Raw genomic sequence first — 20,059 nt, forward strand, 5'->3', positions numbered from 1 at the left:
CGTTCGCGGGGCGCCCAGGTGAGGGCACCCTAACTACTTTAGCGCCGCCGGCAATTCCCAGTCGACCGGCGCGAGGCGCCGGGCCGCCAGCAACTCGTTGGTCCGGCTGAAGGGGCGCGACCCGAAGAAGCCGCGCGAGGCCGAAAGCGGGCTGGGATGGGCGGAGGCCACGATGTCCGCGCGGCCGAGCTGGGGGCGGAGCTTGAGGGCATCGTTGCCCCAGAGCACGGCCACGGCCGGCCTGTCCCTGGCAGCCAGGGCGGCGATGGCGGCATCGGTGACCTGTTCCCAGCCCTTGCCCCGGTGCGATCCCGCGGCACCGGGGGAGACGGTCAGGACCCTGTTGAGCAGCAGTACGCCCCGCTCAGCCCAAGCCGAGAGGTCCCCGTGCTGCGCCGGAGCGATCCCCAAGTCGGCCTGCAGTTCCTTGTAGATGTTGGCCAGGCTGCGCGGCAGCGGCCGGGTGGCCGGGTCCACGCTAAAGGAGAGCCCGACGGCGTGCCCCGGGGTGGGATAGGGGTCCTGGCCGGTGATGAGCACCTTGACCCCGTCCAGCGGGTGGGAAAAGGCGCGCAGCACGTTGGCGGGGCGGGGCAGGAAGCCGGTGCCGCCGTCGTGCTCGCGCCGCAGGAACGCGCCCAGGGCGCGCAGCTGGGGCTCCACCCCGGACATGGCCGCGGCCCAGTCCGGGGCCATGAAGGACAGGGGATCGGCGGCCAGCCGCTCCAGGGCCGCATGGTCTTGTGCCGCGGTGCGGGCCGCATGCGGGGATTCGGGGGCGTCAAAGAGCGCGGGCTGGTTGTCCATCCCTCCATTGTTCGCCACGCCGGGCCCGCCGGGGCGTCTTCCGTGAGGTCTTCCGGGCTGGTCGCCAAATGACAAGCCTGTGAATGGGAACTAGCATGGAGAGACTGGCCATTTTTGTAAGTCGTGGAAGGAACCAAGGCATGTCCGACGCCGAACAGGCTGCGCACGAGCTCCACGCTCCCTCCGCCGAGCCGGCCGCAGACGCCGCCCAGGACACCGCCGGAGCCTGGGGTCTGAGCGAGCGCGATGCCCAGATGCTGGCCCTGGAACGGCAATGGTGGAAGTATGCGGGGGCCAAGGAACAGGCCATCCGCGAACTCTTCGACATCTCCGCGACGCACTACTACCAGATCCTCAACGCGCTGATCGACACCGAGGCTGCCCTGGCCCACGATCCCATGTTGGTGAAGAGATTGCGTAGACTACGTACGTCGCGCCAGCAGGCCCGCACGGCCCGCCGCCTGGGCAGCTGACGCCACCCGTTGCCACAACACCACAAGGACACCGCCGCCACATGAGCACCTACCCTCGGGACGAATTCGACAAGATCCCGGAAAATTCCTCACGCCACGGAGTCCACCGCACGTCCATCGCCCCGGCACGAAACAGCCTGTTTCCGCTGATGGCCTTTGGTGTCCTGGCCTTGATCGTGGGGCTGGCAGCCTTCTTTGTGCTCCCGAGGCTGGGCATCGGCGGGAGCGGCAACGTTCCCCCCGCGGCCGTGGCCACGACGGATACGGCCACGACCGGAGCGGCTCCCACCGAGAATCCGCCGGCCAGTGAAACGCCGTCGGTGCCGGCCTCCGAGTCCGCATCCCCGGGGCCCACCGAGCCGCCGGCCGCGGTGGACAAGAGCGTCCCCGTCCAGGTCTTCAACGCCTCCGGCATCTCCGGGCTGGCCGCGAAGTACAGCGGGATCATCTCCAGCGCCGGCTGGGGCGTGAACCAGACCGCCAACTGGACGGGCGCAATACAGCCCAGCTCGGTGGTGTTCTACAGCGTTCCGGCCCAGAAGGCGAACGCAGAAGCGCTGGCCCAGCTGCTGGGCATCCCCCGCACGGCCGAGCTGGCCGAGCTGGCCATTCCGCTGGCCGTGGTGCTGGGCCCCGGGGCCCAGTAAGCCCCCGAACGCACAGCAGCTGCCCCGCAGCCGGTGCCCGCTTGATGGCTCAAGCGGGCACCGGCTGCGGGGCAGCGTGCGTTGGAGCTAGTCGCGCAGCGGGATGCCCCTGGCGTCCCTGCGGAAGTTTTCCGAGCCGGTGAGGATCAGGATGCCCTCGATCAGGCCCCAGATGGAGCTGACGATGGCGAGGGTGCCCACGGACAGCACACTGATCAGCAGCTGGATGACGGCCTTCGTGGTGAAGCCGAGGTAGAAGTTGTGGATGCCCAGGCCGCCGAGGAAAATGCCCAGCAGGCCGGCCGCGATCTTGGACTTCTGCTCCGCCGGGGCCCCATAGGGGGCGGCGTAGGGGCCGGGCTGGCCGTACGGCGCCTGGTTGTAAGGCGCCTGGTTGTAGAGCGGCGGGGCCGGCGGGGCCGGGTACTGTGCCGGGTGCTGTGCCGGGCCAATGGGTGGCGCCGGCGGGGCCGCGTACTGGGTGGGATCGGCTGGCGGAGCGGGCGGCGGCTGCGGAACGACCGGCGGCTGCGGCGTGGCCGCGGGTTCGGGGGTGGGGATTTCGCTCAAGGTGCGCCTCCGGTTCATGTGTGCGGGCACCATCCACGTGCCCCACTAAATGCGTGCAATGGAATATTTCATGGCCAACGCTAGGGCATGGACGGCCCCTGCGGAAGCGTCGCCGGTTTCACCAGAAGCAGATGTGGCGTCCAATTGTTTGCACTCTGGGGTGCCGAGTGCTAATTATTGAGTTAGCACTCTGTGGTGGAGACTGCCAGTTTTGTCTCCACCAGCAGCAGTGAACACACTTCCGGTGTGGTGAGGGTGAGTTGGCCGGCGTACAGAGATCGCCGTCCAATGCAGCCCGTCCGTCGCGGGCGCCACAGTTCGGAAACTGAGTCCAAAATGACTGTCCCGAAAGGACTGAAGCCTCCATGGCCAAGATCATTGCATTCGATGAAGAGGCACGCCGCGGCCTTGAGCGCGGATTGAACATCCTCGCCGACGCCGTCAAGGTCACCCTGGGCCCGCGTGGCCGCAACGTCGTTCTCGAAAAGAAGTGGGGCGCCCCCACGATCACCAACGATGGTGTGTCCATCGCCAAGGAGATCGAGCTGGAGGACCCGTTCGAGAAGATCGGTGCCGAGCTGGTCAAGGAAGTTGCCAAGAAGACCGACGACGTGGCCGGCGACGGCACCACGACCGCTACGGTTCTGGCACAGGCCCTGGTCAAGGAAGGCCTGCGCAACGTTGCAGCCGGAGCCGACCCGCTGAGCCTCAAGCGCGGCATCGAGAAGGCCACCGCGGCCGTCATCGCCGAGCTGCTGGCCAACGCCAAGGAGATCGAGACCAAGGAAGAGATCGCAGCCACGGCTTCCATCTCCGCCGGCGACACCGAGATCGGCAACCTCATTGCCGAGGCCCTGGACAAGGTTGGCAAGGAAGGTGTTATCACCGTCGAGGAGTCCAACACCTTCGGCCTGGAGCTTGAGCTCACCGAGGGCATGCGCTTCGACAAGGGGTACATCTCCGCCTACTTCGTCACCGACGCCGAGCGCCAGGAAACCGTCCTCGAGGACGCCTACATCCTGATCGTCAACTCCAAGATCTCCAACGTGAAGGACCTCGTTGCAGTTCTGGAGAAGGTCATGCAGTCCAACAAGCCGCTGCTGATCATCGCCGAGGACATCGAGGGCGAGGCCCTGGCCACGCTGATCGTGAACAAGATCCGCGGCACCTTCAAGTCCGTCGCCGTCAAGGCTCCGGGCTTCGGCGACCGCCGCAAGGCCCAGCTGGCCGACATCGCCATCCTCACCGGTGGCCAGGTCATCGCCGAGGAAGTTGGCCTGAAGCTGGAGAACACCACCCTTGAGCTGCTGGGCAAGGCCCGCAAGGTTGTTGTGACCAAGGACGAGACCACCATCGTCGAAGGTGCCGGCGACGCCGACGCCATCGCCGGCCGCGTGGCCCAGATCCGCGCCGAGATCGAGAACTCCGATTCCGACTACGACCGCGAGAAGCTGCAGGAGCGCCTGGCCAAGCTGGCCGGCGGCGTTGCAGTCATCAAGGCCGGTGCCGCAACCGAGGTTGAGCTCAAGGAGCGCAAGCACCGCATCGAGGACGCAGTCCGCAATGCCAAGGCAGCCGTTGAAGAGGGCATCGTCCCCGGCGGTGGCGTGGCCCTGATCCAGGCCGGCGTGAAGGCATTCGCCAACCTGAACCTCACGGGTGACGAGGCCACCGGCGCGAACATCGTCCGCGTTGCCATCGACGCTCCGCTGAAGCAGATCGCCTTCAACGCCGGCCTCGAGCCCGGCGTTGTGGTGGACAAGGTCCGCGGCCTGCCCGCAGGCCACGGCCTGAACGCCGCCACCGGCCAGTACGAAGACCTGCTGGCTGCCGGCGTCAACGACCCGGTAAAGGTGACCCGCTCTGCACTGCAGAACGCGGCCTCCATTGCCGGTCTGTTCCTGACCACCGAAGCTGTTGTGGCCGACAAGCCGCAGAAGTCGGCTCCGGCCGGCGGCGGCGACGACATGGGCGGCATGGGCGGCTTCTAGTCCCCAACCTCTCCCCAATACGGGCTCGCTAGCGAGCCCGTATTGGGGGCCCTCGAGGTTGTGGGCCCACCCAACCTCTCCCCAAAGCTCGCTAGCGAGCCCGTATTGGGGGCCCTCGAGGTTGTGGGCCCACCCACACTCCGTAGGGCAGTCGGCTGGCTGTTTGGACGGCGGCGGTGCCACGGTTCCCTGCACGGGGAACTGTGGCACCGCCGCCGCTGCTTTAAGCGCCTGCCCGGCGCCCCGCCGGTCTCACCAGCGGTGCGCCACATCGATCACCAGCCGCGACCCTTCACCCGGGCCGGCCAGGGTGGAGACCCGGAACGGCAGCCGGGCACGGACGCCCAGACCGATCTGGGTCACGGCCTCAAAGCTGCCGAGGAAGGCCACCTGGCGGAAGGTCCGGAAGCCGGAGACGTCCGCCGCCTCGTTCCTGTCCGCCGGGGTGTAGGTCGGCTGGTAGTTGCTGTCGTGGGCCGGCGCCAGAACGCTCACCTGGAGGGAGGCGCGCCCCCGCAGCGGAACGATGGAGCCGGACCCGTCCTGTGTCACGTCGTCGACATAGCGCACGTTGTACGCCGGGGCCACGCCGTTGACGTCGACCACCAAGCGGTCAAAGCAGCCATGGCGTCCGGCCCGGATATTGGTGATCGGATCCTGGCTTGGGCCCGGCACCGTAGCGGCGTTCGACTTGGCCTGCGAACCCCAGACGAGCCCGCAGGTGGGGGCCGCCGAGGCAATGGCCGGGGATACCAGCCCCAGGCCGGCGGCCAGCACCAGGGCAGCAAGGGCGGCCTTCGCCCCCATCAATGTGGGCCGACCCTTCGGCTGCGCCCTGGTCCGCGGCGATGGGGACAAGGTCCCGCCCGCGGGGATCGCCGCGCGGGAGGTAGAATGATGGCGCAGCCGTCCCCACGCTGCCCGGAGATTGATGCGCATTTTGCATCCTGCTTGCTCAACTGATTGCGGGTGGAAATCGTCCGCCGTACGCGGCGGACTCCACGGCCGTGCAGCCCAAGGCACCCTCCGTCCACGCGTGCCGCGTGCCGTGGTGCATTCAGCGTCTGCCGCCGGAGGACCATAGACAAGCAAGATTCGGGGACAATGGTGAAACGGATCGGCATCAATTTCCTGGCCTGTCAATCCCCGGCCCTGTCCGGAACCCGAGGCCGGCGGAAAATCCGGTGCCCGCGCGTGAAAGTATTGGTGCATGACGATTGTTGCTGCTGCGGATGGTTCCGCGCTGGGAAATCCGGGACCCGCAGGCTGGGCCTGGTATGTGGACGAGAACTGCTGGCAGGCCGGCGGCTGGCCGCACGGCACCAACAACCAGGGCGAGCTCATGGCCGTGCTGGACCTGTTCCGGGCCACCGAGCACGTTGCCGCCGAGCCGCTGCGGATCCTGTGCGACAGCCAGTACGTGATCAACTGCATCACCAAATGGATGCCGGGCTGGAAGCGCAAGGGCTGGCGCAAGGCCGATGGCAAGCCCGTCCTGAACCTGGACCTGCTCAAGGACATCGACGCCGCCATCGTGGGCCGCAACTACACCTTTGAGTGGGTCAAGGGCCACGCCGGCCACGACCTCAACGAGGCCGCCGACGACAAGGCCCGTGCCGCCGCGACGGCCTACCAGGCCAAGCGCCAGCCGCCCCGCGGCCCCGGCTTCCCGAACACCCCGGCGGGCGGAGCGGCCACGGCCGAGGCCAAGGAGCCCGCTGCGGCAGCGTCCGCGCCCGTGGCCGGCAACGCTGCGGCCGCCCTGCCGGCAGCGGCAGCGCCCTTCGAGCTGCCGGGCCACGAGCAGCCGGACCTCTTTTCCTCCCTGGAGGAGGAATTCGCACCCGCCGGCGGCACCGCCGTCGACGCCGTGGTGGCTCTGGAGCGCGAGCTCCTGACGCCCTCGGTCCGGGCGGATGTCAGCCGCGTTGCCGTGCTGCTGCACCCCGACTTTGAGGAGATCGGCGCCTCCGGACGCATGTGGACCCGTGACGCCGTGCTGGCGTCCATGGACCAGGGCGCAGCCAAGGCGCCATCCATGGACGTGCTCGCTGTGGACCTGCTGGACCCCGCCACGGCGCTGCTGACCTACCGCAGCACCGACCACCGGGGGACCGCGCTGCGCAGCTCGCTCTGGCGGCTGCTGGAGGGCCAATGGCGCCTGCGCTTCCACCAGGGCACGCCGGAGGCCTAGACATCTAGGCCGGTTCCGGCCTGCAGGCCAAACCGGTGGCTGGTCCGGGTGCGTTGCCGCCCGGACCAGCCACTTTGCCGTTGCCGGCGGGAGCCGGGTCTAGGCTGGGGGCATGGCCATTGAAGACTTTGACGCGACCGATGACGTTGCAGGGGCGATTTCCGCCGTCGACATTGCCGACTGGCGCCTGCGCACCTTTGCCCTCTACGACATTGTCCGGACGATGGCTGCCACCGATCCGGCCGAGGCCCATGCATGGTGGCAGCGCGAACGCCTCCGGATGTTCCTTACGCACCCCGCCTCCGCGCTGACCGAAGAGATGAAGGCGGACTTTGCGGGCCTGCGGACCGCCCCGTACGATCCCGGCTTCCGGAAGTACGCGCCATTGTCTCCCCATGGTGCGGGCGAGGAGCTGAACGTCCAGACCGGAACGGACGGCATTGTCCCGTTCGTGCGCCTGGGCACCCTTAACGTCCCGGACCTGGGCACCCTGGCGCTGTGGCGGCTGTGCAGCTATGGCGGAGGCCTGTTCCTGCCGTTCCGCGACGCCACGGCCGGGAAGCCCGGCGGCAGCTACGGTGCCGGACGCTACCTGCTGGACACCAACAAGGGCGCCTTCCACGGTGTCCGCGAAACCCCGGCGGGCCAGGAGTTCGTGCTGGACTTCAACTTTGCCTACAATCCATCGTGCGCGTACAACGAGGCGTGGGCCTGCCCGCTGCCCGGGCCCGCCAACAGGCTCGAAGTCGAGGTGCCCGTCGGCGAGCTCTACGCCCCAGCCTAGCGGGCGGAGAAGAGCCGGGTGTTGGCATCCTCGGCCTGGGCGTACTGGCTGGCCGCCGTGCCGAGGGCGGCATTGATGCCCTCCAGCGACGCCTCCACCCGGAGTTGGGTGGCGCGCCACTCATTCACCAGCACCTGGAAGTTGGTGGACGCCGCTCCGGTCCAGGTGGACTGCAGGTCCGCCAAGTTCCGCGCCATGGCATCCACCTCGGCGCGGATGCGGTCGACGGAGCCGTGGACGGCCTGGTTCTTCAGGGCGAGGTCATCGGAATTGACGTTGAACTGTGCCATGGTGTTCCTCCTGGAGCTGGCGTGTTGACGTCTTCCACGCTAGGACCCATGCCGCACCCGCGCCCGTGCCCGCGGCTCAGGTGTGCGTGGAGGACCCTTCGGCCGCGCCTGTGGAGGAGTCCTGGCCTTCGGCGGCCGCATCCGCGCCGTCGGTTTGCTCGGCATCCGCATCGGCATCGGCTTCGCCCTCGCCAGATCCGCCGTCGGTGCCCGGAACGGCATGGAAGGGGAGCGTGATGACCATGGTGGCTCCGCCGCCGTTGGTCTCCTCCAGTCTGACCGTCCCGCTGTGGGCCGCGACAATGGCCGCCACAATGGCCAGCCCCAGCCCGCTGCCGCCGGTGTCCCGGTTGCGCGATGTGTCGGCCCGGTAGAAGCGTTCAAAGACGCGCGGGGCCTCGGCCTCGGAGATGCCGGGCCCATGGTCGCGGATGGACAGCACCGACACCTGCCGGCCGGATTCGGTCCGCGTGCCCACCTGAATCTCCAGCGGGCTGCCCTCGGGGGTGTAGCGCAGGCAATTACCCATCAGGTTGGCCACCACCTGGCGCAGCTTGGCCTCGTCGCCCAGGATGGGGGCGCTGGTGCCCTGGCCGCCGTCGAGCCCCAGCAAGGTGATGGTCCGGTCCCCGGCAATGGCGCGCGCGTCCACCACGGCATCGTGGCCCAACAAGAGCAGGTCCACGGGTTTGCGCTGGAGCGGGCGCTGCTCGTCGATGCGGGCCAGCAGGAGCAGGTCCTCCACCAGCTCGCCCATCCGCTTGGCCTCGCTCTCGATCCGGCCCATGGCCTTCCCGACATCCTCCGTGGACTCCAGGGCCCCGTGCCGGTACAGCTCGGAATAGCCGCGGATGGTCACCAGCGGGGTGCGCAGCTCGTGCGAGGCATCGGCGACAAAGCGGCGCATGCGTGTTTCGGAGGCGGTCCGCGCGGCAAAGGCGGACTCGATGTGCGCCAGCATGGCGTTCAGCGACCCCGACAGCCTACCCACCTCGGTGGAGGGATTCTCGATGTGGACGCGGCGCGACAGGTCTCCGGCGGCAATGGCCGCCGCCGTCTTCTCCACCCGGGCGAGCGGGCGGAAGGACCGCGTCACCGTCCAGTAGGCGATCATGGTGCCCAGCGTGACGGCCAGAACGGCGACGCCGGCGATCACCACGGCCAGGCGCTCCATGGTCACGTTCAGCGAGTCATAGGGCAGGCCGATGACGACGTAGCCGGTGAAGTAGGTGGGCGCCCCGTCCTTGCTGGTGACAACAATCCTGGAGGGCGAGACCACAATGAGCCGCCAGGGGTCGCTGCCGTCCGAGCTGGGGACGGTGAACGGCTGGGTGGCCCGGGCCGTGGCCTGGTTCATGGTGAGCAGCGGCATCATCGGCTGGTCCTGGCCCGACCGGTTCTGGTCCACCAGCTCGCCGTCCGGATAGAAGTAGCCCACGTAGTAGTCGAAGCCGATGGGGTTGGCACCGGTGTTTTCCGCGTTCACCGTGCCGACCGTGCCGATGGACTTCTGGAAGGTCTGCAGCTGCGCGTCCATCTGGTCCTCCAGGAAGGAGTGCAGCAGCAGGAACGTCGTTGCGCCCAGCGCCAGCAGCGAGACCGTCAGCAGGGCGCTGATGATGGCAACCAGCTGTGAGCGCAGCGAGGCGTTCTTCCAGGTTTGAATCAAGGCTCTAGCGCTTTTCGGCCGTCCGCAGCACGTAGCCCACGCCGCGCTTGGTCTGGATCAGTGCAGGCAGCGAGGGATCGATGTCCACCTTGCGGCGCAGGTAGGAGATATAGGACTCCACAATGGAGGCGTCGCCGTTGAAGTCGTATTCCCACACGTGGTCAAGGATCTGGGCCTTGGACAGCACGCGGTTGGGGTTGAGCATCAGGTAGCGCAGCAGCTTGAATTCGGTGGGGGAGAGCTCCACTGTGGTGCCGGCCCGGCGGACCTCGTGGGCGTCGTCGTCGAGCTCCAGGTCATCGACCCGGATGACGGCGTCGTCGTCGTCCACCTGCTGGGTGCGGCGCAGCACCGCACGGATGCGGGCCACCACCTCGTCCAGGCTGAACGGCTTGGTGACGTAGTCGTCCCCGCCGACGGTCAGGCCGGTGACCTTGTCCTCGGTGTCGTCGCGGGCGGTCAGGAACAGGACCGGGAAATGCCGGCCGGCGGCGCGCAGCCGCCGGGTGACGGTGAACCCGTCCATGTCCGGCAGCATCACATCCAGCACGGCCAGGTCGGGGTTGTGCTCCTCCGCGGCCGCCAGGGCCTCATGGCCGGTGCCGGCGGCCACGACGTCGAAACCGGCGAACCGGAGGGAGGTGCAGAGCAGCTCGCGGATGTTTGGCTCATCGTCAACAACGAGCAGCTTGGCTTCGGGTCCTGTCTTTTTCACCATTTCAGTCTCCGACCACTGGCTGGGAATTAGCTGGGTGTACCTTGTGAGTGCTCTGTCAGCGTACGCCCAGCGGGCACCCTGCGTACAGCCAGAAACCGGACTCCGGGGCACCCCGGCCGGCCTCGGGCGGGCCCGGCGGTCCTCAGCGCATGCCTTCCCGGCGGATGGCCGTGGCGATGGCCGCGGCCCGGGTTTCGACGCCGAGCTTGGCGTAGATGTGGGCCAGATGGGTCTTGACCGTGGCTTCGGAGATGAAGAGCCGCTGGCCCAGCTCGCGGTTGCCCAGTCCCTGGGTCAGCAGCGCAAGCAGTTCGGCCTCCCGCGGCGTCAGCACGGCGTCGGGATTGCGCAATTGCGCGAACAGGCGCGAGGCCACGGGGGCGCTCATGTGGCTGCGGCCGGCAACTGCACCGCGGACGGCGGCGAAGATCTCCTCCGGAGCGGCGTCCTTGAGCAGATAGCCCATGGCCCCGGCATCGACGGCGCGGACAATGTCGGCATCCGAATCGTAGGTGGTGAAGACCAGGATGGGTTGGCGGGAATTGCGCCGGCGCAGCACCTTGATGGCCTCGATGCCGTCCATGCCCGGCCCCATCGCCAGGTCCATGATGACCACGTCCGGGGACCACTGCTCCACGGCAACCAGGGCCTCCTCGCCCGAGCCCGCCTCGGCCACGACGTCCAGGTCCGGCTGGGTGTCCAGCAGCGCCTTCAGCCCGGTGCGGACCACCAGATGGTCGTCCACCAGCAGGATCCGGATAGTGGTCATGGGGTGTCCTCCAAGGGTGGCAGCGGAATCTGGGCGGCGATGATGGTGCCCTCGCCGGGGGTGCTCTCCACCGAGAACACGCCGGCCAGCTGCTCCACGCGCTGGCGCATGGCACGCAGCCCGTAGCCGCCGTCCTGGCTGGGCGGCGGCACCGCGGCCGGGTCGAAGCCGCGGCCGTCGTCGTAGATGTCCAGCGTGAGGGCGTCCGGCAGATAGCCGAGGGTCAGGCTGACGTTGCCGGCGCCGGCGTGCAGTTTGATGTTGGCGCAGGCGCTCTGGGTGACCCGCAGCAGCACATGCCGCACGTCCAGGGGAACCGGGCGCTCCTGGCCGGTGACCTGGAGCCGGACGCCGTCCACGTAGGCCGAGGCCGCGGTGAGCAGGGCCTGCGGGAGGGGCTGTCCGTCGGCGGCGGGGGTGGAGAGCTCATGGACCAGGCTGCGGGTGTCGGCCAGGTTCCCGCGCAGCAAGGCACTGGCCTGGCGGATGTCCTCCCGCGCGGCCGGGGCGGGCCACGAGCGCAGCGCGGCCTCCAACAGCAGGATGTTCGAGGCCAGGCCCTGGGTGACGGTGTCGTGGATTTCACGGGAGACGCGCTCGCACTCCCCGGCGGCCCCGGCCGCGCGCTCGCTGGCCAGCAGCCGTTGCTGCGCCAGCTGGACCTGTGCGTGGAGCTGGCGCTGGATGCGGGCGTCGGCTTCAATCCGGTCGTAGACAACCGTCAGCAGCACACCTACCGCCACGGGTCCCAGCAGCATCGCGATGTCAGTGGCCCCGCTGAGCCGGAACAGGCCGGCGGCGGTGGACAGTGTGGTGGCCCCCGCCGCCACATAGGCCACCGCTCCGCTGAAGGCGGCGCGGCACAGGAAGTACACGGCGAACGAGCACCAGGCAAAGCTGGGGGCCATCAGCACCAGGGCCGCCCAGGCCGCCACGAGCACCAGCATCGCGCCAAGGTGCGGTTCGCGGTGCCGGGCGAGGGCGGCGATGAGGATGTAGAGGGCCGTGACGGCGACGGCGAGCACCAGCACCCCGAGGTTGTCCGCGGGGCTGTGCCGCATGGCATAGCGCACCCCGGAGGCCACCATGAGCACCGCGAAGCCGAAATGGACGACGGCGTCGATCCGGCCCAGCGCCGGGCGCGGCGCCGGGGGCGCGGTGGAATCGGCAGTCATGTGGGGTCCGTCCAGGGGTCGAAAAGCATCTCCCACCATGCTAGGGCGTGTCTCCCAATGCGGCGCTCCAGATGACGACGGCGTGCAGGACGGCCGCTGAGCGGTAGGTGAGGGCCAGTTTGTCGTAGCGGGTGGCCAGGGACCGCCATTGCTTGAGGGTGTTGAAGCTGCGCTCGACCACATTGCGCCGTTTGTAGGCGTCCCTGTCGTATCTGACGGGGCGTCCCCCGGCGGAGCCCTTGCGTTTCCGGTTGGCCTTCTGGTCGTCCTTTTCCGGGATAACGCACTCGATGCCCCGCCCGCGCAGGTACGCCCGGATTGCTTTGGAGGAATAGGCCTTGTCGGCCATGGCCCGGTCCGGGCGGGTGCGGGCCCGGCCGGGACCGGGCCTTTCTACCTTCAGGGCCTCCATGAGGTTCTCAAACATCGGCGAGTCCCCGCCCTGGCCCGGCCCCAGCAGCAGGACCAGGGGACGCATGTTGCCATCCACCAGGGCGTGGATCTTGGTGGTCAGCCCGCCGCGGGACCGGCCGATGGCATGGTCCTCAGGCTCGTCGAGCAGATTCCTGTAATTCGACAGGTCCCCCTGTGTGGCGGGGCAGGTTCGTGCCGTGCTGGTGGGCACGGTTGACCGTGGAGTCGATCGAGACCTCCCAGTTGATCAGCCCGGCCGTGTCCGCGCGGGTCAGCAACGCCGCCAGGACCTTGTCCCAGGTCCCGTTGGCGGCGTTGCGGCGGTGGTGCTTCCACACGGTCTTCCACGACCCGAAATAGGCAGGGAGATCACGCCATGGGATCCCTGCCCGGTAGCGGTAGATGATGCCCTCGGTCATCAGCCGGTGGTCGTTGAAGGGTCGGCCCGGTTTCCCCGACGAATCGGGCATCAACGGGGCAATGGACTCCCACTGGGCATCGGACAACACGGAATAGCGAGAAGGCACCCATCAATCATGCCAAACCGCAAAACCACTGATTAGGAGACACACCCTAGGGCCCGCGCCGTTGTTGGCGGCTCAGCCATTTGGCTGATGCCGGGAGCCCAACGGCCGAGGCAGCGGCAGCCTAACGCCCGATGCTGCGGCGGTGTCCGCCCGGCCAGCATGGAGGAGCAAGCATTTCCGCCATCGATCCACCACCCCAGGAGACCCCCGTGAAGAAGTCCACCAAGATCTTTGCCGCCGCATCCGCAGCCGCCCTGCTGACCACCGGCGGGGCCACAGTGGCCGCCAACGCGGCCCTGGCGCCGGAACTGGCCACCCGCTCCAGCGCCACCGTTGACATTGCCCCGGTCCCTGAAACGGTGGTGGCCCAGAACCGGATCACGGTCAAGGCCTCGGCCGCCGCCGTGGGTGCGGCCATGGACAAGTGCCAGGCGGACAAGCTCGGGTTTGTGACAGTGGCGCTGGTGGACCGCTTCGGCACCCTCCAGGCCCTGCTGCGCGGCGACAACGCCGCCGAGCACACCATCGAGGCCGCGAAGCGGAAGGCCTACACCGCCGCCGCGTTCGGCGCACCCACCAGTGAGCTGGCCAAGCGCATCAACGGCAACGGGCCGGGCATCGCTGATCTGCCCGGCACGTTGTTCCTGGCCGGCGGCGTGCCGCTGAAGGTCAACGGTGTCTCGGTGGCCGGCATCGGCGTCGGCGGCGCCCCGGACGGCGCGCTGGATGAGGCCTGCGCCGCTGCCGGTGTTGCGGCGCTGGCCGCCGCGGCCAAGTAGGCTCGGTTCCATGGGCTCCTTTCGGCACCTGGCGCGTGCGCTTTCCGCTGCCGTGGCAGGGCTGCTGCTGTTGGCAGGCTGCGCTCCATCGGACGGGCCGGCGACCGGTGCCGGAGGGACAGCCACGGTGTCGGCGACGTCGTCGGCATCCGGGTCCCAGCCGGTGACCACGGAGCCGCTGCAGCCGCCGTCGTCGGCTCCGGCCGCCACACCGACGGCGCCCGCGCCCACCCCGCTGACGAAAGAGGAACAGATGGCACTGGACACTGACCTCATCCTGGCCGCCAAGGCCAACGACGCCGCCCGCGTGCGCGGGCTCATCGAGGCCGGCGGCAACGTCAACACCAAGGATGCGATCCAGGACTCGGCGTTCCTCTACGCCGGGGCGGAGGGGTACAACGAGGTGCTGGCCCTGACGCTGGCCCATGGCGCCGACGTCGCGAGCACTAACCGCTACGGCGGCACGGCCCTGATCCCGGCCAGCGAGCACGGGCATGTGGAGACCGTGCGGATCCTCATCGCCGCCGGCGTGCCCGTCAACCACGTCAACAACCTGGGCTGGACGGCCATGCAGGAGGCCGTGCTGCTCAACGACGGCGGGCCCAACCAGCAGCAGGTGGTGTCCCTGCTGCTGGCCGCCGGGGCAGACCCGGGCATCCGCGACCCCCAGGGGCGCACGGCGCTGGAGAATGCCGACAGGCTGGGCCTCACCGGAATTGCCGCCGTGATCCGGGGTGCCGGCTTCTAGAGCCAGCGCCGGCGCTTGAACACCGCGTACAGCCCCACGCCCAGCACGACCATCAAGCCGATCGCAAAAGGGTAGCCGAACTCCCAATGGAGCTCGGGCATGGCAGCTAAGTTCTTGCCGTAGACGGTGCCCACCAACGTCGGAGCGAACAGGATGGCGGCCCAGGAGGAAATCTTCTTGGTCTCCACGTTCTGCGCAATGCTGGTCACCGTCATGTGCCGCAGCTCATCGTTGTGCCGCTGCGTCACGAGCGTGGCGTGGACGTTGATGGCGGTTTCCAGCAGGGTGCGGAAGCTGTTGGCCCGGTCCGTGACCCGCAGCAGATGGTCCTGCACATCGCGCAGGGAGCGCTGCAGTTCGATGTCCACCCGGTACTTCAGCGAGCCGCGCTGCAGGCCCTGGAGCATGTCGCCCAGCGGTTGGACGGTGCGCTGGAAGTTGATGACCTCACGGGAGAGCTCGTAGATGCGCCGGGACAGATCGCCCTTGTAGTCGCTGTCGAAGAGCTGGTCCTCGATCTCATCGATGTCGTTCTGCAGCCCCGCAATGACGGGCTCGTCCTCATCCACCACCTCGTCCAGGATGGCGTACAGGACGGCCTCCGGGCCCTTGGCCAGCAGCTCCGGGGTGGCCTCCAGCCGCAGCCGGACGCGGGCCAGATTGGGGGATTCGGCGTGGCGGATGGTCACCACAGAGTCCTTGCCCATCAAGATGTGCAGTTCGCCGAACTCCACCACCTCGTCCGCGTCAAGGTACCGGGCCGGGCGCAGCACCAGAAACAGGGTGTCGCCATAGCGTTCGAGCTTGGAGCGCTGGTGTCCGGAGAGTGCGTCCTCGACGGCAAGGTGGTGCAGGTCGAACTCGGCCGCCACGGAGCGGATGGCCGCCGGCTCCGGGCGGTACAAGCCGATCCAGGCCATGCCGTCGCCGGCATGCATCGCCTCGTAGGTTTCCAGCAGATTGGTGGGGTTTCCGTGCGCCGTCCTGCGACGTACAGGCCGTTGTCAACGATGGTCATGGGCAGGCTCCGATCTGGTGGCCGGCCCGCCGGATCGCGGCGGGGCACGGCAACGGCAGCACCGCAACGACGGCGGTGTCCCGGGGGATGTGTGGTCCGGGAGCCGATGCTGCGGCGTCTTGGAGCGGGCCCGGGCCTGGGCGGCGGAACGGGAGGTTCGGCCTAGAGGGGGCGGGGGCGGTGCAAGAGGGCCCGGCCTGGGTCGGCGCACATACTATGGCTGGCCACAGCCTCTCCTCTTGCGAGCTTGGAAGGCCCTCAGGCACCAAGGCTGGTGCGGGCCTGAACCGTGCATAGCAATGGCCCCCGGCCGGAGCGCAAACGGGTGCCGCGCAGGGCCATGCCCCTCCCGCTGCGTAGCCCGCGCAGGGTTCGGTGCTGTGTCCCCATGAACCAGGCACCAGCCCAGCCACCTGTCACCTTCGGCCGCGCGATCGCCACGGCCTTGCGCAAATACGCGGACTTTGACGGACGGGCAACACGGCCGGAATTCTGGTGGTTCGCGCTCTTTGCCGCCCTGGTGGGCAGCGCCCTCGGTGCCTTGAACATTGCGACGGCGGACGGCATGATCGCCATCGGCTCCAGCCTCGCGTCGGCGTGGTCCGTCGTCGTCCTCCTGCCCACATTGGCGGCCATGGTCCGCCGGCTGCGCGATGCCGGTCGCCAGTGGGGTGAGGTGTTCTGGCTGCTGGTGCCCATCGCGGGGCTCATCGTGCTCGCCATCCACCTCAGCGAACCGTCAAAGACCGGGGATGCCAAGGCCGGCAGTGCCGGCCTTGGCATCCCCTCTAGCGGGACCTAGTACGGCACGGCAAAGATGCCGGCCCGGACGGCGGGGTCCACAGCGGCCGGCAGGATGAGCCGTTTGAGGAAGCCGTCGTCGCCCGTCTCCAGACACCACGCCAGCAGCGCGCAGCGCATTTCCTCCAGCACCTCGTCGTAGGCGGCTTCCACCGCCAGGTTCCGCTGTTCACCGGGATCCTGGGCCAGATCGTGCAACTGTTCGCGGTGCCGCCCCCAGCTGTAGACGGTGTACTTGAACGCACCGGAGAGCAGGCTCCGGCCCGTGGTTTCCGGGCCAGGCCCACCGGCGAACCGCGTTTGGACCACCACCGGCGACGGTTCGTCGGTGAGCATGCTGCCCTCCGGCAGCCGGGGAGGAGCATCGATTCCGGCTACGTGGCACAGGGTTGGCAGCAGGGCCAGCGCCGCCGGGACGGGATGGCCGATCCGGCGCGGGCTTTCGCGGGCGGAGCGGATGAGCAGCGGAACGCGGATGGACTCCTGGATCAGTGAGGTCTTCTGGTTCCAGCCGTGCGAGGCATCGCCGTCGCCGTGGTCGCTGAGGAAAACGACGGCCGTGTCCGTCCCCTCGACGGCGTCCAGCAAGGCCCCGATCTGCCCATCCACGCGGGCCACCAGGGCGGCGTAGGCCTGCCGGTACCTGCGCCAATCATCGGGGCCATACTCGAGGGTTCCGTAGACGGTGGAGGCGCGGCGCCGCTCCTCCACCGGGGCCTCGGGCGCGTAGGCGGCCCGGTGGTGGTTGGCCGGCAAGGGTGGGGCCGAGCGGACGTCCGACGGCGGGACGTTTCCATAGGGGAGCGGCTGGCGGCGGGCGTATTCACAGATCGTGTGGGGGTCGTCGAAGGAGGCCACCAGCAGGAAGGGCCTCTCGGTGGTCCGCCCCGCGAGCCACCCGGTGCAGGCTTCGACAAGCCCCACGTCGCCGAAAGCGTGGATCGGATCGAAGCCGTCCAGGACGCCGGCACTGGGCTGCGGGGCATGCCACTTGCCCGCGTAGGCGCAGTCGTAGCCATGGGCGGCGAACCAATGGCCCAAGCTCTCTGCCCCCTGCCCGGGTTGGTTGTGGACGGAGTGGTCGTTGCCCGTGATGCCCAATTGGTGCGGATAGCGGCCGGTGACCATGGAGCTGCGGGCCGGAACGCACAGCGGAAAGCTGGTGTAGGCCTGCGGGAACACGACCGATTCGCCAACCAGACGGTCGAGGTTGGGGGTGGCGAAGTGCCCGTCCGTGCCATCGCGGTGTTCCAGCACGTGGGCAGAGAACTGGTCGGCCATGACCAGCAGAATGTTCTGCGCGGGGGCGCCGGCGGCGCTCATCGCAGGGCCGCCGGGTCCACCGCGGCCACCAAGTCCGCGGCGAGCCGCCGAATCCCGGGCAGGCCTGCCCAGTCATCGCCGACCGTCCCTAGCTCCGCCACCAGGCGGGCTGCCCGTTTCGCCACGGTGCGTCCGTCGGTGAGCGGATGAAGCTCATACGGGTCGGCGTCCAGGTCGAAGCACTCCACTGTGGTGCCGGTGGCGGGGGAGTGGGTGGCCACAATCTTCCAGCCGGCGGTCCGGAAGCCGCGCAGGCTGGGGGAAGCGGGGTCGTGGGGGTAGTGGAAGTAGAGGGCCCCGGCGTCGGCATCGGCAGCGTCCGGGTCCAGCAGCGAGGCGGCCCGGTTGGTGCCCTGCATGGCGGCGGGGATGCCGTCCGCCAGACCCATCAGCCCGAGCAGGGTGGGGCCGGTGTCCACGCTGGAGAGCACCGTTGCATTGGGCCCGGCGGGGATCCTGCCGGGCCAGCGCAGGACGAAGGGGATCCGCATGGACTCCTCATGCGGGACGTTCTTGTACAGCAGTTGGTGGCTGCCCATCTGCTGGCCGTGGTCGGAGGTGAAGACCACGAGGGTGTCCTCGGCCAGGCCGCGGTCCGCCAGCGCATCCAGCAGCCGCCCGACTTGGGCGTCGATGCCGGCGACGGCGGCGAAGTACAGGGGTGCGATCCGCGCCGCCTCCCGGCCGGCGTCGCTGTCCAGGTCCACATTGGGCCGCGGCAGCAGCTCGTCGGCCCCAAGGTCCCCATAGCGTTGATCCCAGGCGTCGGGCAGCTGGTCGAAGGGCTGGTGCGGCGGATTGTAGGAGACGACGAGCGCGAACGGCGCATGGCCGTCGTCGTCCAGACTGTTGCCCAGAACGTCGTCGAGGAAGTTGATGGCCACGTCCGTCTCGTGGGCCGCGGACCAGCCCTGGATGTCGATGCGCTGCTCCCGCGGCGCACCCCCGGTCCAGTAATGCGGCGTCAGATGCTGGTCGCAGCAGCCGTAGGAGTACCAATAATCAAAGCCGTGCCGGCATTCCGGGGGCGAATAGGCGTCCCAATAGCGTCCGTCCTCCAGGATGCCTTCGCCGTGGACGGCGTCCTCGGGGGCCGGGGCCTGCAGATGCCACTTGCCGATGTAGCCCGTCCGGTAGCCGGCGGCGCGCAGCACCCGGGCCCATGACGGCGCGTCGGCGCGCAGGCCCACGCCCCAGGCCGCCGTCAGCGAGTTCACATTGTGGGTCACGTGGTTCTGGTGCGGATACTGACCGGTCATGAGCATCGCCCGGTGCGGGCTGCAGACGGGGTAGTTGCTGACAGCGTGGCGCAGGGAGGTCCCCTGCGCCACGAGGGCGTCCAGCGACGGCGTCGACACGGGGTCGCCGCCGTCGCCGGGCGTGTCCAGGCACATGGCCCGGAACTGGTCCGCCAGGACAAAGAGCAGATTGGTCCTGCTCATTTGCCCATGCCCAGGGTCAGCCCCTCCGTGAGGTGGTGGCCGAGCCAGACGTAGACGATCAGCATGGGCAGCACCACGATGCACAGGCCGGCGAAGAGCCCGCCCCAGTCCGCTCCGGAGTACGTCTGCTGCTGGACAAAGGAGATCAGCGCGATCGGCAGCGTGTACTTTTCGGTGGATTGGATCAGGGTCAAGGCGAGCAGTGTTTCGTTCCAGTGGCTGACCACCTGCAGGACGAAGGCGGTCAGGATGCCACCCTTGGCCAGCGGCAGCGTGATCTGCACAAAGGTCCGCAGCGCCGAGGCGCCGTCCAAGGCGGCCGCCTCCTCCATCTCCAGCGGCAGGCTGCGGAAGAACGCCGTCAGCAGGAACACGGTGAATGGCATCGACACGCCGATGTACACCAGATTCAGGCCGAACAGGCTGTCGGTGAGGTGCGCTTCATTCAGCATCACGAACAGCGGAATCAGGATCACCTGCGCCGGAATGCCCAGTCCGAGGATGAAGTACAGGCTCAGCGCCCCGGTCAGACGGCTTTCCACCCGGCTGAGGTAGTACGCCGCCGGGGCCGCGATGGCCACGGTCAGGAACGAGGACACGCCGGTGGTGACGACGCTGTTGAACGTCGCCGTGGCGAAATCGCTGGCCGTCCAGGCCCGGACAAAGTTCACCATGTCCAAGGACTCGGGCATGCCCCACGGGTTGCTGAGGATGGCGCGGGTGTCGCGGAAGGCCTGCAGCAGCATCCACACCAGCATGCCAATGCTGATGGCGACGACGCCCCACAGGAGTACGACGCCGATGCTGCGGGCGACACTGCGCTCCGCCCGCAGCGCGGGGCTGGTGCCGCGGCGATTGGCGGGCCGGCTACGGGGAGCGGGTGCCGGCGGCTTGTGTTTGGTCAGAGTTGTCATGATGAT

Annotated in this window: 20 protein-coding genes and 1 pseudogene; 8 read left to right on the forward strand and 13 right to left on the reverse strand. The window is 68.6% G+C overall.

Annotated features, from left to right (window positions below; all coding sequences use genetic code 11):
* Positions 1-33: 33 nt before the first annotated feature.
* Positions 34-807, reverse strand: a complete 774-nt coding sequence (locus ACQCSX_RS17295; protein WP_427016469.1) for a uracil-DNA glycosylase — start codon at positions 805-807, stop codon at positions 34-36.
* Between the two features lie 140 nt (positions 808-947).
* Between ACQCSX_RS17295 and ACQCSX_RS17300 the strand changes: the two genes are divergently transcribed.
* Both ACQCSX_RS17300 and ACQCSX_RS17305 read left to right on the forward strand, forming a co-directional pair.
* Entirely contained in the window at positions 948-1,280 is a 333-nt protein-coding gene (locus tag ACQCSX_RS17300; RefSeq protein ID WP_427016470.1) for a DUF3263 domain-containing protein, read from the forward strand.
* A gap of 41 nt (positions 1,281-1,321) precedes the next feature.
* Positions 1,322-1,927, forward strand: coding sequence for a LytR C-terminal domain-containing protein (locus ACQCSX_RS17305; protein ID WP_427016471.1), 606 nt, complete (start codon positions 1,322-1,324; stop codon positions 1,925-1,927).
* A gap of 87 nt (positions 1,928-2,014) precedes the next feature.
* Here ACQCSX_RS17305 and ACQCSX_RS17310 read toward each other — a convergent pair whose 3' ends face one another.
* Complete coding sequence (locus tag ACQCSX_RS17310) at positions 2,015-2,497, reverse strand: TM2 domain-containing protein (protein ID WP_427016472.1); 483 nt, start codon at positions 2,495-2,497, stop codon at positions 2,015-2,017.
* 365 nt (positions 2,498-2,862) lie between these two features.
* On the opposite strand from ACQCSX_RS17310, the gene groL reads away from it, so the two are divergent.
* The gene (gene groL, locus ACQCSX_RS17315; protein WP_427016473.1) at positions 2,863-4,488 is read left to right on the forward strand and encodes a chaperonin GroEL; all 1,626 of its coding nucleotides are present in this window, start codon (positions 2,863-2,865) and stop codon (positions 4,486-4,488) included.
* Between the two features lie 252 nt (positions 4,489-4,740).
* On the opposite strand, the gene ACQCSX_RS17320 is transcribed toward groL, so the two are convergent.
* Positions 4,741-5,295 carry an AMIN-like domain-containing (lipo)protein gene (locus tag ACQCSX_RS17320; protein ID WP_427016474.1) on the reverse strand — a complete coding sequence of 185 codons (555 nt, stop codon included), beginning with the start codon at positions 5,293-5,295 and terminating at the stop codon, positions 4,741-4,743.
* A gap of 403 nt (positions 5,296-5,698) precedes the next feature.
* Between ACQCSX_RS17320 and ACQCSX_RS17325 the strand changes: the two genes are divergently transcribed.
* Both ACQCSX_RS17325 and ACQCSX_RS17330 read left to right on the forward strand, forming a co-directional pair.
* The gene (locus ACQCSX_RS17325) at positions 5,699-6,682 is read left to right on the forward strand and encodes an RNase H family protein (RefSeq protein WP_427016475.1); all 984 of its coding nucleotides are present in this window, start codon (positions 5,699-5,701) and stop codon (positions 6,680-6,682) included.
* A gap of 112 nt (positions 6,683-6,794) precedes the next feature.
* Positions 6,795-7,466 (forward strand): DUF1684 domain-containing protein, encoded by a 672-nt coding sequence (locus ACQCSX_RS17330; protein WP_427016476.1) that lies wholly within the window; start codon positions 6,795-6,797, stop codon positions 7,464-7,466.
* On the opposite strand, the gene ACQCSX_RS17335 is transcribed toward ACQCSX_RS17330, so the two are convergent.
* The 6 genes from ACQCSX_RS17335 to ACQCSX_RS17360 form a co-directional block, all read right to left on the reverse strand.
* Positions 7,463-7,756, reverse strand: coding sequence for a WXG100 family type VII secretion target (locus ACQCSX_RS17335; RefSeq protein ID WP_427016477.1), 294 nt, complete (start codon positions 7,754-7,756; stop codon positions 7,463-7,465). The genes ACQCSX_RS17330 and ACQCSX_RS17335 overlap by 4 nt on opposite strands.
* Positions 7,757-7,832: 76 nt before the next feature.
* On the reverse strand, positions 7,833-9,425 hold the full coding sequence (locus tag ACQCSX_RS17340) for an ATP-binding protein (RefSeq protein ID WP_427016478.1): 1,593 nt from the start codon (positions 9,423-9,425) through the stop codon (positions 7,833-7,835).
* Positions 9,426-9,429: 4 nt separating this feature from the next.
* Positions 9,430-10,140: a response regulator transcription factor gene (locus ACQCSX_RS17345; protein WP_427016479.1), complete on the reverse strand. Its 711-nt coding sequence runs from the start codon at positions 10,138-10,140 to the stop codon at positions 9,430-9,432.
* A gap of 145 nt (positions 10,141-10,285) precedes the next feature.
* Complete coding sequence (locus tag ACQCSX_RS17350) at positions 10,286-10,912, reverse strand: response regulator (protein ID WP_427016480.1); 627 nt, start codon at positions 10,910-10,912, stop codon at positions 10,286-10,288.
* Complete coding sequence (locus tag ACQCSX_RS17355; RefSeq protein WP_427016481.1) at positions 10,909-12,087, reverse strand: sensor histidine kinase; 1,179 nt, start codon at positions 12,085-12,087, stop codon at positions 10,909-10,911. Before ACQCSX_RS17355 ends, ACQCSX_RS17350 begins: the two co-directional genes overlap by 4 nt.
* A gap of 40 nt (positions 12,088-12,127) precedes the next feature.
* A protein-coding gene (locus ACQCSX_RS17360; protein WP_427018933.1) for an IS5 family transposase occupies positions 12,128-12,971 on the reverse strand; the annotation gives its coding sequence in 2 pieces (ribosomal slippage) (positions 12,128-12,664 and positions 12,666-12,971; 843 coding nt in all).
* Between the two features lie 266 nt (positions 12,972-13,237).
* Here ACQCSX_RS17360 and ACQCSX_RS17365 point away from each other — a divergent pair.
* Both ACQCSX_RS17365 and ACQCSX_RS17370 read left to right on the forward strand, forming a co-directional pair.
* On the forward strand, positions 13,238-13,807 hold the full coding sequence (locus tag ACQCSX_RS17365; RefSeq protein WP_427016482.1) for a GlcG/HbpS family heme-binding protein: 570 nt from the start codon (positions 13,238-13,240) through the stop codon (positions 13,805-13,807).
* 10 nt (positions 13,808-13,817) lie between these two features.
* Positions 13,818-14,555, forward strand: a complete 738-nt coding sequence (locus ACQCSX_RS17370) for an ankyrin repeat domain-containing protein (RefSeq protein WP_427016483.1) — start codon at positions 13,818-13,820, stop codon at positions 14,553-14,555.
* On the opposite strand, the pseudogene ACQCSX_RS17375 reads toward ACQCSX_RS17370, so the two are convergent.
* Positions 14,552-15,573, reverse strand: a pseudogene (locus tag ACQCSX_RS17375) (magnesium and cobalt transport protein CorA). The gene ACQCSX_RS17370 and the pseudogene ACQCSX_RS17375 overlap by 4 nt on opposite strands.
* Before the next feature lie 388 nt (positions 15,574-15,961).
* Here ACQCSX_RS17375 and ACQCSX_RS17380 point away from each other — a divergent pair.
* On the forward strand, positions 15,962-16,375 hold the full coding sequence (locus ACQCSX_RS17380) for a DUF805 domain-containing protein (RefSeq protein ID WP_427016484.1): 414 nt from the start codon (positions 15,962-15,964) through the stop codon (positions 16,373-16,375).
* On the opposite strand, the gene ACQCSX_RS17385 is transcribed toward ACQCSX_RS17380, so the two are convergent.
* Genes ACQCSX_RS17385 through ACQCSX_RS17395 form a run of 3 tightly spaced genes read right to left on the reverse strand, consistent with a single transcriptional unit; the run spans position 16,372 to position 20,053 of the window.
* Positions 16,372-17,697, reverse strand: a complete 1,326-nt coding sequence (locus ACQCSX_RS17385) for a sulfatase family protein (RefSeq protein WP_427016485.1) — start codon at positions 17,695-17,697, stop codon at positions 16,372-16,374. The genes ACQCSX_RS17380 and ACQCSX_RS17385 overlap by 4 nt on opposite strands.
* Positions 17,694-19,139 carry a sulfatase family protein gene (locus ACQCSX_RS17390; protein WP_427016486.1) on the reverse strand — a complete coding sequence of 482 codons (1,446 nt, stop codon included), beginning with the start codon at positions 19,137-19,139 and terminating at the stop codon, positions 17,694-17,696. The genes ACQCSX_RS17385 and ACQCSX_RS17390 overlap by 4 nt, the downstream gene beginning before the upstream one ends.
* Complete coding sequence (locus ACQCSX_RS17395) at positions 19,136-20,053, reverse strand: carbohydrate ABC transporter permease (RefSeq protein WP_427016487.1); 918 nt, start codon at positions 20,051-20,053, stop codon at positions 19,136-19,138. Before ACQCSX_RS17395 ends, ACQCSX_RS17390 begins: the two co-directional genes overlap by 4 nt.
* Positions 20,054-20,059: the final 6 nt, after the last annotated feature.

The sequence above is a fragment of the Pseudarthrobacter sp. P1 genome, assembly GCF_050156935.1.
Classification (GTDB): Bacteria; Actinomycetota; Actinomycetes; order Actinomycetales; family Micrococcaceae; genus Specibacter.

Coding starts and splice junctions, on each gene's coding strand:
- ACQCSX_RS17335 (WP_427016477.1), bottom strand. CDS start 7,756: ATGGCACAGTTCAACGTCAATTCCGATGACCTCGCCCTGAAGAACCAG.
- ACQCSX_RS17350 (WP_427016480.1), bottom strand. CDS start 10,912: ATGACCACTATCCGGATCCTGCTGGTGGACGACCATCTGGTGGTCCGC.
- ACQCSX_RS17330 (WP_427016476.1), top strand. CDS start 6,795: ATGGCCATTGAAGACTTTGACGCGACCGATGACGTTGCAGGGGCGATT.
- ACQCSX_RS17305 (WP_427016471.1), top strand. CDS start 1,322: ATGAGCACCTACCCTCGGGACGAATTCGACAAGATCCCGGAAAATTCC.
- ACQCSX_RS17385 (WP_427016485.1), bottom strand. CDS start 17,697: ATGAGCGCCGCCGGCGCCCCCGCGCAGAACATTCTGCTGGTCATGGCC.
- ACQCSX_RS17390 (WP_427016486.1), bottom strand. CDS start 19,139: ATGAGCAGGACCAATCTGCTCTTTGTCCTGGCGGACCAGTTCCGGGCC.
- ACQCSX_RS17320 (WP_427016474.1), bottom strand. CDS start 5,295: ATGGGGGCGAAGGCCGCCCTTGCTGCCCTGGTGCTGGCCGCCGGCCTG.
- ACQCSX_RS17380 (WP_427016484.1), top strand. CDS start 15,962: ATGAACCAGGCACCAGCCCAGCCACCTGTCACCTTCGGCCGCGCGATC.
- groL (WP_427016473.1), top strand. CDS start 2,863: ATGGCCAAGATCATTGCATTCGATGAAGAGGCACGCCGCGGCCTTGAG.
- ACQCSX_RS17300 (WP_427016470.1), top strand. CDS start 948: ATGTCCGACGCCGAACAGGCTGCGCACGAGCTCCACGCTCCCTCCGCC.
- ACQCSX_RS17295 (WP_427016469.1), bottom strand. CDS start 807: ATGGACAACCAGCCCGCGCTCTTTGACGCCCCCGAATCCCCGCATGCG.
- ACQCSX_RS17355 (WP_427016481.1), bottom strand. CDS start 12,087: ATGACTGCCGATTCCACCGCGCCCCCGGCGCCGCGCCCGGCGCTGGGC.
- ACQCSX_RS17370 (WP_427016483.1), top strand. CDS start 13,818: ATGGGCTCCTTTCGGCACCTGGCGCGTGCGCTTTCCGCTGCCGTGGCA.
- ACQCSX_RS17325 (WP_427016475.1), top strand. CDS start 5,699: ATGACGATTGTTGCTGCTGCGGATGGTTCCGCGCTGGGAAATCCGGGA.
- ACQCSX_RS17395 (WP_427016487.1), bottom strand. CDS start 20,053: ATGACAACTCTGACCAAACACAAGCCGCCGGCACCCGCTCCCCGTAGC.